The sequence below is a fragment of the Amycolatopsis sp. genome (assembly GCF_036008905.1).
Classification (GTDB): domain Bacteria; phylum Actinomycetota; class Actinomycetes; order Mycobacteriales; family Pseudonocardiaceae; genus Amycolatopsis.
Genome location: NZ_DASYMU010000007.1, coordinates 1 through 13,739 on the forward strand (window position 1 = coordinate 1; position 13,739 = coordinate 13,739).

At 69.2% G+C, this 13,739-nt stretch carries 18 protein-coding genes; 3 read left to right on the top strand and 15 right to left on the bottom strand.

Going from position 1 to position 13,739, the window contains the following annotated elements:
- Window positions 1-828 (bottom strand): hypothetical protein (locus VGP60_RS00685; protein ID WP_327545828.1); only part of this gene is annotated, 828 nt, incomplete at its 3' end.
- Window positions 829-912: 84 nt separating this feature from the next.
- Window positions 913-2,481 carry a PucR family transcriptional regulator gene (locus VGP60_RS00690; protein WP_327545829.1) on the bottom strand — a complete coding sequence of 523 codons (1,569 nt, stop codon included), beginning with the start codon at window positions 2,479-2,481 and terminating at the stop codon, window positions 913-915.
- 151 nt (window positions 2,482-2,632) lie between these two features.
- Between VGP60_RS00690 and pruA the strand changes: the two genes are divergently transcribed.
- Window positions 2,633-4,261 carry an L-glutamate gamma-semialdehyde dehydrogenase gene (pruA, locus tag VGP60_RS00695; protein WP_327545830.1) on the top strand — a complete coding sequence of 543 codons (1,629 nt, stop codon included), beginning with the start codon at window positions 2,633-2,635 and terminating at the stop codon, window positions 4,259-4,261.
- A gap of 21 nt (window positions 4,262-4,282) precedes the next feature.
- The gene (locus tag VGP60_RS00700; RefSeq protein WP_327545831.1) at window positions 4,283-5,212 is read left to right on the top strand and encodes a proline dehydrogenase family protein; all 930 of its coding nucleotides are present in this window, start codon (window positions 4,283-4,285) and stop codon (window positions 5,210-5,212) included.
- A 208-nt stretch (window positions 5,213-5,420) separates the two neighbouring features.
- Here VGP60_RS00700 and VGP60_RS00705 read toward each other — a convergent pair whose 3' ends face one another.
- Both VGP60_RS00705 and VGP60_RS00710 read right to left on the bottom strand, forming a co-directional pair.
- A complete protein-coding gene (locus VGP60_RS00705; protein WP_327545832.1) occupies window positions 5,421-5,915 on the bottom strand; it encodes a hypothetical protein in 495 nt (164 codons plus the stop codon).
- Between the two features lie 26 nt (window positions 5,916-5,941).
- Window positions 5,942-6,301, bottom strand: a complete 360-nt coding sequence (locus tag VGP60_RS00710; protein ID WP_327545833.1) for a thioredoxin family protein — start codon at window positions 6,299-6,301, stop codon at window positions 5,942-5,944.
- An 80-nt stretch (window positions 6,302-6,381) separates the two neighbouring features.
- Between VGP60_RS00710 and VGP60_RS00715 the strand changes: the two genes are divergently transcribed.
- A complete protein-coding gene (locus VGP60_RS00715) occupies window positions 6,382-6,624 on the top strand; it encodes a DUF2630 family protein (RefSeq protein WP_327545834.1) in 243 nt (80 codons plus the stop codon).
- Between the two features lie 73 nt (window positions 6,625-6,697).
- Here VGP60_RS00715 and VGP60_RS00720 read toward each other — a convergent pair whose 3' ends face one another.
- The 11 genes from VGP60_RS00720 to VGP60_RS00770 form a co-directional block, all read right to left on the bottom strand.
- On the bottom strand, window positions 6,698-8,272 hold the full coding sequence (locus tag VGP60_RS00720) for an alpha/beta hydrolase (protein ID WP_327545835.1): 1,575 nt from the start codon (window positions 8,270-8,272) through the stop codon (window positions 6,698-6,700).
- Between the two features lie 120 nt (window positions 8,273-8,392).
- On the bottom strand, window positions 8,393-9,469 hold the full coding sequence (locus VGP60_RS00725) for an ATP-dependent DNA ligase (protein WP_327545836.1): 1,077 nt from the start codon (window positions 9,467-9,469) through the stop codon (window positions 8,393-8,395).
- A gap of 25 nt (window positions 9,470-9,494) precedes the next feature.
- Window positions 9,495-10,094, bottom strand: a complete 600-nt coding sequence (amaP, locus tag VGP60_RS00730) for an alkaline shock response membrane anchor protein AmaP (RefSeq protein WP_327545837.1) — start codon at window positions 10,092-10,094, stop codon at window positions 9,495-9,497.
- Complete coding sequence (locus tag VGP60_RS00735; RefSeq protein WP_327545838.1) at window positions 10,091-10,627, bottom strand: DUF6286 domain-containing protein; 537 nt, start codon at window positions 10,625-10,627, stop codon at window positions 10,091-10,093. The genes amaP and VGP60_RS00735 overlap by 4 nt, the downstream gene beginning before the upstream one ends.
- Before the next feature lie 16 nt (window positions 10,628-10,643).
- Entirely contained in the window at window positions 10,644-11,003 is a 360-nt protein-coding gene (locus VGP60_RS00740; RefSeq protein ID WP_327545839.1) for an Asp23/Gls24 family envelope stress response protein, read from the bottom strand.
- The gene (locus VGP60_RS00745; RefSeq protein ID WP_327545840.1) at window positions 11,000-11,176 is read right to left on the bottom strand and encodes a hypothetical protein; all 177 of its coding nucleotides are present in this window, start codon (window positions 11,174-11,176) and stop codon (window positions 11,000-11,002) included. The genes VGP60_RS00740 and VGP60_RS00745 overlap by 4 nt, the downstream gene beginning before the upstream one ends.
- A 31-nt stretch (window positions 11,177-11,207) precedes the next feature.
- Window positions 11,208-11,456 carry a hypothetical protein gene (locus tag VGP60_RS00750; RefSeq protein WP_327545841.1) on the bottom strand — a complete coding sequence of 83 codons (249 nt, stop codon included), beginning with the start codon at window positions 11,454-11,456 and terminating at the stop codon, window positions 11,208-11,210.
- Window positions 11,453-11,890, bottom strand: coding sequence for an Asp23/Gls24 family envelope stress response protein (locus VGP60_RS00755; protein ID WP_327545842.1), 438 nt, complete (start codon window positions 11,888-11,890; stop codon window positions 11,453-11,455). The genes VGP60_RS00750 and VGP60_RS00755 overlap by 4 nt, the downstream gene beginning before the upstream one ends.
- An 84-nt stretch (window positions 11,891-11,974) precedes the next feature.
- Entirely contained in the window at window positions 11,975-12,418 is a 444-nt protein-coding gene (locus VGP60_RS00760; protein WP_327545843.1) for a hypothetical protein, read from the bottom strand.
- Entirely contained in the window at window positions 12,415-12,981 is a 567-nt protein-coding gene (locus VGP60_RS00765; RefSeq protein ID WP_327545844.1) for an RNA polymerase sigma factor, read from the bottom strand. The genes VGP60_RS00760 and VGP60_RS00765 overlap by 4 nt, the downstream gene beginning before the upstream one ends.
- The gene (locus VGP60_RS00770; RefSeq protein ID WP_327545845.1) at window positions 12,981-13,733 is read right to left on the bottom strand and encodes a pyrimidine reductase family protein; all 753 of its coding nucleotides are present in this window, start codon (window positions 13,731-13,733) and stop codon (window positions 12,981-12,983) included. Before VGP60_RS00770 ends, VGP60_RS00765 begins: the two co-directional genes overlap by 1 nt.
- Between the last annotated feature and the right edge of the window lie 6 nt (window positions 13,734-13,739).

Genomic DNA, 13,739 nt, shown 5'->3' on the forward strand with positions numbered 1-13,739 from the left:
GAACGCACCGGCGAGCAACATCACCGGCCGTCTTCTTTCGGTCGTGACATCAGGTGTGGGGTCCAGGGTGATCCTGATCATCACACTGACGACGGCGCCGATGGCTCCGGCGACCAGGCACAGGACCAGTTGGGAATTCACGTCGCCTGAGGCTTCTTCACCAAGCCGGTAAGGAAACGACTTCACGGCCATGATGAGGCCGAACCCCAGCAGAACGCCGATAGGCAGTCCCCAGAGATAAGACGTGAGCGCGGAGTTCCTCGCCGCCGTGGTGGCGAACTCCCTCGCGTGCCGGATGTCTTCCTCGGCGGCGGCGGTTTCTTCGTCCAGACGTTTTCTGGCCAGTTCCTGATCGAGTGGTTGCCCGTCGGGAGCATTGCTGATCAGATCGAGAACACTCAACAGGTGGACGATCACGTTGTAGATGCTCTGCGCGAAGATCTCTTGGGCTTTCCCGCGGAGCAGTGCGGAATTCTGCCGCTCCTCACGACGGGCGGACCGGAGCATCAACGCGAACCGTGGTTCCGCGATCGTGCTGTCGTAACTGAGCGAGATCCGGCAGACGCTCTTCCACTCACGGAAGAAGAATCGTTTTTTCGTCCGGACGAGCACTGCCGCGGCCGGTGTGCGTGGCGCGTAGTATTCGTCGATGATTTCTCCGGTACTGTTCTCGAAGTTTTCCCGGATATCGTTGAAGTCCGGTTGACCGGGCGTGTGGAATTCCGTGCGCAAGCGGAGTACCGAAGGTCGTTTCGGGAAATTCTTGTCCGGCGCGCGCTCTTTGGACTGCTTCTTGACAAGATCCAGCACGATGAATCCCCTCCCCAAGGGCTTTCCTTACCTTCTTTAGGTCGGGTATCCGGCGGTTCGCGTTAGTGCGGTTACCCCGAACGGCCTACTGGTCTCCTGGGGTCAGAGCCGGAGTTGCAGCTGGGTGAGAAGGCGTTGTGCGGGGTCGTCGAGGTCGATCCCGGAGACCTCCGACGCGCGCCGGACGCGGTACCGCAGGGTGTTGGGGTGGATGTTCAGTCCGCCCGCCGCGCGCCGGACGTCGCCGAACGCGTCGAGATACGCCAGCAGGGACGGCACGAGAACACCGCCGTGTTCGGCGTCGTGCGCCACGAGCTCGGTCAGCCGGGGATCACGGATCCGGGGCTGCTCCCCGAGAAACGCGAGCACCTCCGACAGCAGGACCTCGGCGCGGACATCGGCCAGCGATGCCACGTCGTCCGGCCAATGCCCGCGCGCCATCGTCTCCAGCACACGATCGGCGTCCGCGCGAGAAGCGGCGCTCTCCGAGAGCCGGGGCACGACACCGCCCAGCGCGGCCCGCACGGGGACGTCCAAATGCCGCTTCGCCGCGCCCACGATGTCCTTCGCCAGCGCCAAAACCCGCGCCTCGCCGTTCTCGGGCAGGTCCGGCAGCAGCGCGTAGACCCGCCCGCCGATGACACTCACCAGCGCGCTCCGGCGGTAGGCCGCTGTGTGCACCGAAATGATGTTGACCAGCTCCGCCCGCCTGAGCTGACGTCCGGCGTTGACGCCTTCACGGGCGAGCGCGAACGCGACGACCAGCGCCGGGCGCGCCGGGTCCGCGCCGATGTCGTCGGCCACCGACTCGCTGTCGAGCCGCCCGTCGAGCAGGCTGACCAGCAGGTCTTCGCGCAACCGCAGCTCGGGGCTCGGCAGCGTCCGATGCCGGATCAGCTGCGGTGCCAGCGCGCGGCTCGCGCCGAGCAACGCGACCTCGGCCTGCTCTGTCAGCGGTGTCGAGCCTTCCTGGACCCAGATCGTGCCGAGCGGCTGCGACCCCGCGTGGATCCCGGCCGCGATCCGGCGCCGGATGCCCAGATCGGGCCGCTCGTCGATGCGGACGATGCCTTCGCCCGCACGTAACCGCTGGTAGACGCCCCATTCGCGGAGCATGGCGAGATAGCGCTCCGGTCCCTCGCGGCCGAGGATCGACAGCCGTCGCAGCTCGTCGACCTCGTCGCCCGCGCGCGAGTACGCCAGTACACGGCTGGCCGTGTCCTCGATGCTGACCAGCCCGCCGGTGAGCGTCGCGATCGTTTGCGCCAAGGAAAAGAGGTCACCGAGCAGTTCGCCAGTCTCCGCCTCACCGCCCACACGGGCCGCGTCGACGACACCGCGTGCCAGTGCTTCGACCTGCTCCCAGCGCGCTTCCGGGCGGACTTCGAGCAGCGCGACCCCCGCTTCCGTCGCGGCCTCTACCAGCCCTTTGCCGCCCTTGACCGCCACCGCGGCGGCGTTGCTGCGTCCGGCGGCGCGGATGGCGGGCACCGCGGCCCGGCCGCGCGCGCCGATGACCAGCACGAGATCACCCGAATGTGCGTCGGGGGCGTCCTCCGGGTCGAGGATGACCACGTCCTCGACCGTGACACCCAGCCCCATCGGCGCCGTCAGCACCTCGACCAGCGGTTCGCCGAGGGTACTGAGGATGTGCCGGAGCGAGGTCGACATGTCTCATCTCTTTTTGTCCGTTTTAGAATGCGGCACTGTCCAATCAGACAACTGGTGGACCTCAAGACTAGCCTCGCGGACAAATTCTCGGCTTGCTTCGCGGCCTACCGTTCGGGGTAACCAGTAGGTTCAGCCGTGTCGAGGAGCCGCAGTGGACGCAGTGACCCAGACCCCCGCCCCCAAGAACGAGCCGGTGCTGAACTACGCGCCCGGCAGCGCTGAGCGCGCTGAACTCGAGGGCGCGCTCAAGCAGCTGGGCAGTGCCGACCCGATCGACCTGACCGCGACCATCGGCGGCGAACAGCGCGCCGGCGGTGGCGAGCTCATCGAGGTCGTCCAGCCCCACAACCACCGCCACGTGCTCGGCCACCTCCACGGCGCCACCGCGCAGGACGCGACCGACGCCATCGCCGCGGCCAAGGAAGCCGCCCCCGCGTGGCACGGCCTGTCCTACGACGACCGCGCGGCCATCCTGCTGCGCGCCGCCGACCTCCTGACCGGCCCGTGGCGCGCCAGGATCAACGCCGCCACCATGCTCGGCCAGTCGAAGACCGCCATCCAGGCCGAGATCGACGCCGCCTGCGAGCTGGCCGACTTCTGGCGCTTCAACGTCGAGTTCGGCCGCCGCATCCTCGCTGAGCAGCCGTCGAGCTCCGCCGGGATCTGGAACCGCATGGAGCAGCGGCCGCTCGAAGGTTTCGTCTACGCGATCACGCCGTTCAACTTCACCGCGATCGCCGCGAACCTGCCGACCGCGCCCGCGCTGATGGGCAACGTCGTGCTGTGGAAGCCGTCGCCGACGCAGAGCTTCGCCGCGCACCTCACCATGCGCCTGCTCGAGGAAGCCGGTATGCCGCCGGGCGTCATCAACCTGCTCCCGGGTGATGGCAAGGCCGTCTCCGAGGTCGCGCTAACCCACCGCGACCTGGCCGGGATCCACTTCACCGGCTCGACGGCGACCTTCCAGCACCTCTGGGGCACCGTCGGCAAGAACATCTCCGGCTACCGCGGCTACCCGCGGATCGTCGGCGAGACCGGCGGCAAGGACTTCGTGCTCGCGCACCCGTCGGCCGACGTCGACGTCCTGCGCACCGCACTCATCCGCGGCGCTTTCGAGTACCAGGGCCAGAAGTGCTCCGCCGCGTCGCGCGCCTACGTGCCGCGCTCGCTGTGGGCCAAACTGCGTGACGACCTCGTCGCCGAGACCAACGCGCTGACCGTCGGCGACGTCACCGACCTGCACAACTTCGCCGGTGCCGTGATCGACCGCCGCGCGTTCGACAAGCACGCCGACGTCCTGCTGCGCGCCAAGTCCGACCCCGAGCTGGAGGTCATCGCGGGCGGGACCTGCGACGACTCCGTCGGCTACTTCGTGCGGCCGACGATCCTGGTCTCGGACAACCCGACGCACGACGTGTTCAGCACCGAGTACTTCGGCCCGATCCTGGCGATCCACGTCTACGACGACGCCGATTACGACAAGGTGCTCAAGCTCGTCGACGAGACGGCCGCCTACGCCCTGACCGGCGCCGTCATCGCCAACGACCGCGCGGCCGTCGCGAAGACCATGGACGCGCTGCGGTTCGCCGCGGGGAACTTCTACATCAACGACAAGCCGACCGGTGCCGTCGTCGGCCAGCAGCCCTTCGGTGGCGCCCGCGCTTCGGGCACCAACGACAAGGCCGGCTCGATCTTCAACCTGCAGCGCTGGACGAGCCCGCGCTCGATCAAGGAAACCTTCGTGCCGCCGACCAGTGTCCGCTACCCCCACCAGGGCTGAGTCTTCTCGAAGGAGTTCGCCATGTTGCGTTCACCGCTGCTGGCCGCGGCCCGGTCCTCCCGGATGCGGTCGCTGATCGAAACCGTGCCCGCGACGCGTTCGGTCGTGGGCCGGTTCGTCGCCGGTTCCGCCACCGAGGACGCCGTGCGGGTCGCCCGGGAGCTGACCGAGGACGGTCTCCGAATCAGCCTCGACCACCTCGGCGAGGACACGACCGACGCCAAGCAGGCCGAGACGACCGTCCTTGCCTACTCGGCGATGCTCTCCGCGCTCGCCGCGGAAGGCCTCGCCGAGGGCGCCGACGTCTCGGTCAAGCTTTCGGCCGTCGGCCAGTCCCTGCCGGTCGACGGCGAGAAGATCGCGCTGGAAAACGCGCGGAAGATCTGCGTCGCGGCGGCCGAGGTGGGCGCCACCGTCACCCTCGACATGGAGGACCACACCACCACGGATTCCACGCTCGGGATCCTGCGCCAGCTGCGCGTGGACTTCCCGTGGGTCGGGGCCGTGCTGCAGGCGTACCTGCGACGCACCGAGCAGGACTGCCACGACCTGTCCGGCGAGGGTTCGCGCGTGCGGCTCTGCAAGGGCGCGTACTCCGAGCCGGAGCCGGTCGCCTTCCAGGACAAGACCGACGTGGACAAGTCGTACGTGCGCTGCCTGAAGATCCTCATGGAGGGCAAGGGCTATCCGATGGTCGCCACCCACGACCCGCGGATGATCGCCATCGCCGAACGGCTCGTCATGGACACCGAACGCGTCCCGGGCGACCACGAATTCCAGATGCTGTACGGAATCCGCCCCGAGGAACAACGCCGCATCGCCGGCGCGCGCCAGACCATGCGCGTCTACGTGCCCTACGGCGACGAGTGGTACGGCTACTTCATGCGCCGCCTCGCGGAGCGCCCGGCGAATCTCACGTTCTTCCTGCGTGGTTTGGTCACCAAGGGCTAGGCCGTGTCTGTTCGTGAAGGAGGCCTTCACGGCTTTTGGGTTGGTCGCGCCGGGGTGGGTTGGGCTGACCGTGGGTACGTCGGTTCGTCCCTGGCTTTGCCGTGCAATGAACGGACCGTTCCTTGCGGTATTTGGTAGGAACGGTCCGTTCATAGCGGTCTTGAGGTGTGCGCGGCATCGTCACTGGAGACGCTAGGCCTTCACGTCTTTAGCGGGGCGGAGGTGACGTGGTGCTGGAGTTGGGGGCCTGGCGGCCGTACTTGACACCGGACCAGTAGATGGCGGTGAAGGCCGCCAGGCGGTCCGGCTCGACGCGGATGACGGAGAAGTCGCTCGTGTACGTGGTGCCGTCGTCGCGAAGGCCCAGCAGGTGCAGAACGGCTGTCGTGGGCGAATTACCGCCGGTGTGGTGCTCGAAATCGACGACGGTGGGGGCGAGTTTCCCCGGCTCGTGCTGTGTGATGAGTAGGTGCTCGCACATGTTCTCGACCGCGGCGAGGTTCTTGCAGATGCCGTGGACGTCGCCGGATTGCGCGAGCCGCACGGTCTCCTGGAGCAGAGCCTCGGCTTCGGCGCGCGGGATCGGGCGGCTCAGGTCCGGCCGCGGTGTCGAATCGTGCCGCGCGACGACCACCGCCGCGACGCCGAACGCCCCGGCGGTCATGACGACCACCAGGGCGATTCCGTTCCATATGTTCTTCAAGTCGTACCCCCCCCCGGGGCACGACCTTACTCGGCTTCGGCGGCCTGCTTCTTCAGTTCGTCGACGTCGATTTCCCTTGCCTTCTGGAGCAGGGCTTCGAGCGACGAATCGGGAAGCGCGCCGGGCTGGGCGTAGATCACCGTCTGGTCGCGGATGACGGCCAGGGTCGGGATCGAGCGGACGTCGAACGCGGCGGCCAGCTGCTGCTGGGCCTCGGTGTCGACGGTCGCGAAGACGATGTCGTCGTGCTTCTCCGCGGCGCGCTCGTAGACGGGGGCGAACTGGCGGCACGGGCCGCACCAACTCGCCCAGAAGTCGATCACCACGAAGGGGTTTCCGGACACGACCTCGTCGAAGTTGTCGGTGGTCAGCTCAACAGTGCTCATGTACCTGTCAACACCTGAGCGGTCCGCGCACATTCCCGGCCCACGGCGTACCGTCGAGCCGGACCAACACAGGAGGAAAAATGGCCGACGGTGAGATCCTCAGCCGCATCGACGAGCTGATCGCCGAGGAGCACGAACTGCGTTCCCGAGCGACCGGCGTCGGACTGACGGCGGATGAGCAGGGAAAGCTCGGCTTGCTGGAACAGCGACTCGACCAGTGCTGGGACCTGCTGCGTCAGCGCCGCGCGCGCGTCGAGTTCAACGAGAACCCCGGGGGCGTCGCCGCGCGTCCCATCAGCGAAGTCGAGTCCTACCGGCAGTAGCGCCCCGAAAAATGTGACATGAACGGACCTTTCATCTCGAAAGTCGAGATGAAAGGTCCGTTCATGTCACGGGTCAGGCAGGGCAGAGCGTCCCGTCGTTCGGGACCTTCCCGTCCACCAGGAACCCCCGCATCGCGTCCGTGACGCACGGCGAGACGCCGAGCGCGCCGTGCCCGGCGCCCTGCCAGGAGATCTTCACCGCGCTGGGCATCTGGTCGGCGGCCCGCGCGGTGCCCGCGCCGGGGGTCACCGGGTCGGTTTCGGTGCTCGCGACCAGGATCGGTGGCGCGCCGGGCGCGCCTGCCGCGGGGAGCGCCTCGGTCCGGACCGGCCACGGGCTGCACCAGGCCAGCTGCTGCGCGACGAGGCCGCCGAACACCGGGTACTTCTGCTGCAACGTCTGCGCGACCTGCGCGATCTGGTCGGCGGGCAGCCGGGTGGCACTGTCGTTGCACTTCGTCGCGATCAGGCCGTCGAGCCGGGACGGGCGCAGCCGCGTGTCCTGGACCAGCGGGTCGACGAAAACGAGCAGTTTCGTGGCATCACCGGCACGCGCGGCCGTGATCGCGTCGGCCAGCTCCGGCCACCGCGAGCGCTGGGCGAGCCCGGCGGCGACGGCGTAGAGCGCGATGCCGGGGCCGATCTCGTCGCCGTCCTCGGTCACCTGCGGCGCGCTTCGCAGCGTGTCCGTGAGCGCGGTGACCGAACCGCGGGCGTCGGCGCCGAGCGCGCAACCCCGGCTGGCGCAGTCGACCCCGAAAGCGTCCATTGTGGACTGAAGGCCGGCCGCGACGGTGTCCAGCACAGCGGCGGTGTCGGCACCCGGGTCGGGGACGCCGTCGAGCGCGAACCGGCCGACCTGGCCGGGGAAGCGCACGGCGTACTCGCTCAGTACTTTCGAACCTTCACCGTGGCCGAGCGCGCTGAGCTTGGCGACACCGAGCTGCTGCCGGAGCTCTTCGAGATCCCCGGCCGCGCGCCAGCTGTCGATCGCGTTCTGGGTGCTGTCGAGCTCGATCGCGCACTGCTGCCCGGCCTTCCTCGCCGAGTCGATGACCGTCTCGATGGTGTCCGCGCCCGGGTCCTGTCCCACCAGCTCCTGGCGGACCCCGCCCGGGATGCACTGCGCGGGCATCGACTGGCCCGTTCCGCGCCGGTCCACGCCCACCAGCGAGAACCGCTGCATCAGCTCGGGCGGCAGCACCGACGCGAGCCGCGCGGCGTACAGCGTGCCGGGCTCACCGTCGACGTCGTTCAGCACGACCAGCGGGATCGTGCCCGTGCCGACCTTCAGCACGGAGATCCGCGCGACACCGCGATCGGGCAGGTCGGGGGCGTCCAGCGTGGTGGGGATCCGCGCGCACGAAAAGCTCAGGGTGTCGGGGACCGGGGGCTGGCCGAGCCGGTTGCGGGTGTCCTCGTCGCATTCGGTCCACCGGACCGACGGCGAACTCGGCTCTTCGAGCGGGGGGAGCGGCACCTCGCCCGCGTTCACCGGCGCCCGGTTCGGGGCGGGGCCGTCGTTGACGACCACCTCCGGCCGCATCGACGGTCCCGTGGTGCAGCCCGCGAGCGCGACCGAAGCCAGCGCGACGGCCACGAGCAGTTGAGGCCTCCGGGGAAGACAGGTGAAACCACGGCGGCGCACGGGCGGGTCCTCACTTTCCAGGCACGATTCGTTTGAGCCTCGCACGTCGGATGTAGGACCTCAGTTAGCCCTCTCGTCGCCCTCCACCACCCTCAACGGAGACGCTTCGCGCCGCTAACTTCAATCCAATCGGACTACTTCCCCACGGAACACCGCGTCCAGGTCGTACCGCGCGACCTCGTCGAGCTGGGTGTATCCGCACGACGACGCCTCCCGGTCCGGCCGCCACCGCAGGAACTGCGCGGTGTGCCGGAAGCGCCCGGGATGGCCGCCCTCGGTGTGCTCGTAGGCCACCTCGACGACCCGTTCCGGTCGCAGCGGCACCCACGGCTGCTCGGTGGACCGCCACCGGTTGATCCCGCCCGGCAGCCGCTGGCCCTCGACCGTCGCGTCGCCGAGCCAAGGGTGCTCGCCCTCGGTGATCAACGGCTTGAGCTCCTCGGCCAGCTCACGGCGCCGCGTCACCGGAAACGAGCCCACGACACCGACGTGGTGCAGCACGCCCTTTTCGTCGAACAGGCCGAGCTGGAACGAACCGACCATCTCCCCGGGCTCGCCGTCGATGTGCCAGCGCAACCCGGCGAGCACACAGTCCGCCGTCCGCGAATGCTTGTACTTGAACATGATCCGCTTGCCCGGCGAGTAGGGCTCGTCGAGCGGTTTGCCGATCACGCCGTCGAGCCCGGCGCCCTCGAACAGCTCGAACCAGCTGCGCGCGACGTCGGCGTCCGTGGTCGCCGGGGTCAGCCGGATCCCTTCGGTGGCAAGCTTTTCCAGCCGGACGCGACGACCGGACGTCGGCTCGTCCACCAGCGACTCGTCGCCGAGCGCCAGCAGATCGAAGGCGACGAACACCGCCGGCGTCTCCTTCGCGAGCAGCTGCACCCGGCTGTCGGCCGGGTGGATCCGCTCGCTCAGCGCGTCGAAGTCGAGATGCCCGTCGCGCGCGACGACCAGTTCGCCGTCCAGCACGATCCGCTCCGGAAGCGACGCCTTCAGCTGCTCGATGACCTCCGGGAAGTACCGGTTCAGCGATTTCCCGGACCGCGATTGCAGGGTCAGTTCGTCGCCGTCGCGGAACACCAGACAGCGGAAACCGTCCCATTTGGGCTCGAACAGCAGCCCGCCGGAGTCCGGGATCTTCTTCACCGGACGGGCGAGCATCGGCTTGACCGGCGGGTTCAGCGGCAGCGACATGGCGATCATTCTGCCCCAGAAGGCCTCAGAGGACTCGCTGTTTGTTGCCACTTTCGAGCTCGATCCGGACCGCGGTGGGCAGCACTTCGATGCCGAGCGACTCCCGCGCCCGCCGCAGGACGCGTGTGTCCAGCTCCTCCCAGACCTGCCGGACGTCGGTGCCCTCACGCAGCCACAGCGTCAGCCGCAACGCCGGATGTTCGCTGTCGCCCACGGCCCGCGCACGGGCCCGGCTCACTCCGCCGACGGTTTCCGCGTCGGCCTGCACGGCGTTGGCGATCGCCGAAGACGTCACCGTCACCGGGTTGTCCGAACGGTCCAGCTCCAGGTCCGGCCGCCCTTCGGGCCGCAGCGACCGGAAGAACCACCGCAGTCCCAGCACGAACAGCACCAGGCCCAGCACGATCGCGACGATCCTGGACAGGTTCGTGTGCCCGCCGAGCCAGTCGACGGCGAGCGGGTCCAGCAGCGCCCGCTGCGCCCGGAACTCGCCGAATACGCCGAAGCTGACGACGAACACCGCCGCGGCACCGAGCACCGCGACGAGTCCGACCACGAAGGTGAGCGTGCGTTCGGTGCGGTAGGACCGGGCCAGTGCCCGGGCCGACGTCGATCGCTGGTTCATCGGCGGTCCTTCGGCGAGTCGACGACCACGGAAACCTTGGGGCGCTTGAGCAGCGGCACCTCGTCGAGCAGCGACGAGACGGCCTCCAGCAGCCGCGGCCGGATCTGGTTCTCCTCTTCGAGACGGCTCGTCGCGCGCACGCGGATTTTCTTCGCGCTGGCCGTCACCGACGCGCCCGTCACGTTGTCCTGCGCGCGCACCTGGTGCCCGACGAGCCGGGCCAGCGAACGCGGCGACGTCGTGACGCTGACCTCGGTGACCGGGTCGTGCAGCCGCACATCGCGGCGCCGGGCGGACAACGACATCAGCAGCAGGATCAGGCCCGCGCCGGCGGCGATCCCCGCGGTCAGCCGCACCACGTACGAATCCCAGCCGACTTCGGCGAGCCGGTCGCGCCACTGCGGCCACGGCACGAGCAGCGGCGCGTCCCCGGGCCGCCACCAGGCCCAGCCGACCTCCACCGCGAGCAGCAGCCCACCGGCGGCCACCGCCAGCGCCAGCAACGTCGAAAGCAGACGGACGAACACACGCACTGTTGGCTCCTGGGTTCTATCGCACGCGGGGCGGGATGTCGGGCAGCAGCGCGGACACCGTCACCGCGACCGAACGCACCCGGTACGAGGTGATGTGCTCGACCTCCTCGGTGACCTTCGCGCGTACGTCACCGACCACCGTCCGCACCGGCGCCGGGTAGTGCAGCGCCAGGTCGAGCGCCAGATCGACGTCGTTGTCCCGGCCGGAGACCTTCGCCGTGGCGCCCTGGACACCCACGCCGAGCCCGGCGATCTTGCGTTCGACGGTCGCGGTGCCCGGCACCTGGTCCGCCGCGCGCTGGGCGACCTTGCGCACCACGACGTGGTCGATGGTGAGCGTTCCCCGGTCTTCGACGGCGGGGAGTTCGGCCGTCACCGGTCACGGCCCTTGCCGAACAGGTCGCTGAGGTCGAGCGCGCCGTCGAGCACCCGGCCCACGACCAGCCCGATCACGCCGACCGCCAGGGTGATCAGGAAGGCGATGAAGCCCTGGGTGGCCGCGAGGCCGAGGACGAGGCCGGAGATGATCCCGGTCTGCGTGGCGTTCATGCTCTCACTCCTTGTTGTCATTGCACTCGGGTCACTGCACCCGGGGCGGCCGTCGCCGCCGGTCCCGCCAGCGGCGGACCCGGCCGACGACCCCCTTGGGGTTCACCACGAACGTCACCGGCGCGTCGAACCGCGGGGAGTCCTCCCACGGTGGTCCGTCCTGCTGACGCCGGAGTTTCTCCAGCCCGGCGATGAACTCGTCGGGGTCACCGCCGACGTCCGGGTGGTGTTCCCGGACGAACGCGCGATAGGCCGCCCGCGCGGCCTCCTCCTCGGTCACTCGACCCGCGAAACTTCGCCTTCGCGGTCGTCTTCCGGCAGATGGATGTCGTTGACCGCGATGTTCACTTCGATCACCTCGAGCCCGGTGATCTGCTCGACGGTGGTGATCACGTTGCGGCGTACCGAGCGGGCGACGTCGACGATCCGCGCGCCGTACTCGACGACGACGTCGAGATCGATCGCGGCCTGCTTCTCGCCGACCTCCACCGAGACCCCGGACGTGGTGACCGTGCCCGAGCCCGGGATGCGTTCCTTGATCGCGCCGAACGCCCGCGAAACCCCGCCGCCGAGGGCGAACACCCCGGACACCTCGCGGGCCGCGATCCCGGCGACCTTCTGCACGACCGCCGAAGCGATGGTGGTCTTGCCGTGCGCGCCCTCCTCGTTGAGTGAGGTGACCGTGCCCGCCCGCGTTTCGATCGGCTGCCCCATGGTTTCTGCTTCCTCTCCCTTGTCCTGCGCTTGGTATGACGTCACTGCCCGCCGGTGTGGTGCGCGACACCACCCGAACGGGTTTTAGTTCGGATGAACGTCCACGATGTGCACGTGGACCGGTGGTGCCGGCGCGCCGAGCTGGTCGCCGATGCCAGCACGAAGTCGCGTCCTCAGGAGCGCGGCGGCTTCGTCGGCCGCCACGCCGTAGCGCACGGTGATCAGGACTTGCAGACCGTCGGCTTCCAGCGCTACCGCGGAGACGTGCACGCCGTCGAGTTCCCGGGCGAGTTCCGCCCCGAGCCGGCGCGCGATCAGCACGACCACTCGCTCGCTCACGCGCAGCTTGCCGCCTTCGAAGGGGATGTCGATCGGCGCCGACAGCAAGTGCCCGCGGAGTCCTCGCACCGACTGAAGCACCCGGTTGACGAGACCCGGCGGCGTGGAGACGGTGGTCCGGGCCGCCGCACGGACGAGTTCCCACCGCGGATCGTCCCTGGGGTCGTCCTGCCGTTCGCCTGTGGTCAACGCAGCTCCCTGAGTTTCGCGAGCAAGGCAACCCTTGCGCGGTGCAGCCGGGAGCGCAAGGCGGGCACGCTCACTTCGAGTACTTCGGCGATCTCCTCATAACTGAGGCCCTCGAATTCGCGGAGCACGAGCGGGACCCGCTGAGCGACGTCGAGCCCGGCGATCGCGCGAAGCACCGCGTCGACCTGTTCGGCCCGGACGAACTGGCCTTCCGGGTTGGCTCGGTTGTCCGCGAGGACGCTGGTGTCGAGCAGTTCCCGACCGCCCGAAGACAGCGCCGCGTCGAGGGAAACCGTGGGCTTGCGGCGTCTGACCTGGGCCAGCGCGGCGTTCGTGACCACGCGGTAGAGCCAGGTCGACACCGCCGACTCGTGCCGGAACCCGGCGAGCGAACGCCACGCGGCGAGCCACGCCTCCTGCACGACGTCCTCCGCTTCGGCGGCCGTCCCGGTGATCCGCAGCGCCACGCGGTACATCTGCGGGGTGTGCGTCCGGACGAGGGCGTCGAAAGCGGCGGGGTCGCCGTCGACGGCCTTGCCGACCAGTTCGGCGGGGTCGCCCATCAGCCGGCGCCTCGGCGGTAGCGCAGCATGGTGAACCCGTCCTCGTGCAGAACGGAGGCGAGCTCCATCCTGCGGGCGGCACCCGACAGCCGTCCGGCGGAGATCCGTCCCGCGCCCGCGCCGGCCAGCAGCGGGGCGACGGTGAGGCAGAGCTGGTCCACGAGGTTTTCGGCGATCAGCTCGCCGAACAGGTGCGGGCCGCCTTCGCAGTTGATCCGCCGCAGGCCGCGCTTCGAGAGTTCCTCCAGCGCCACGACGAGGTCGACGGTCCGATCACCGGCGAGCAGCAGCTCCGCACCGGCGTACGCGAGCCTGTCGAGACGCTCTCGCGGCGCGTTCCGGGGCGCGATGACGATCGGCGGGACCTGGGTGTCGGTCAGCAGCGGGCTTTCGGGGTCGATCGAGGCGCTGTTGGTGACGACGGCGATCGGGGGCACCGCGGAGAGGCCGTGGCGGGCGCGGCGTTCCACGTTCACCTTGGCACCGCGGTACTTCTCGGTGCGAGCCGTGCCCGCCCCGACCAGGACGACGTCGGACAGATCCCGGCCCAGCCGGAAGATGCGCTTGTCCGCCGGGTGCGAGAGACCTTCGGACCGGTCGTCCACGGTGACCGCGCCGTCGGCCGACGACACGAAGTTCGCCTGGACCCACGGACGTGTCAACTGCTCCGGATAGCCGTAGACGCGTTCGAGATCGGCGTCGGTCAGCTCGGCTTCGGGTGGGGTTGGCCACAGGCTCTGCACACCGACCATCCCAGC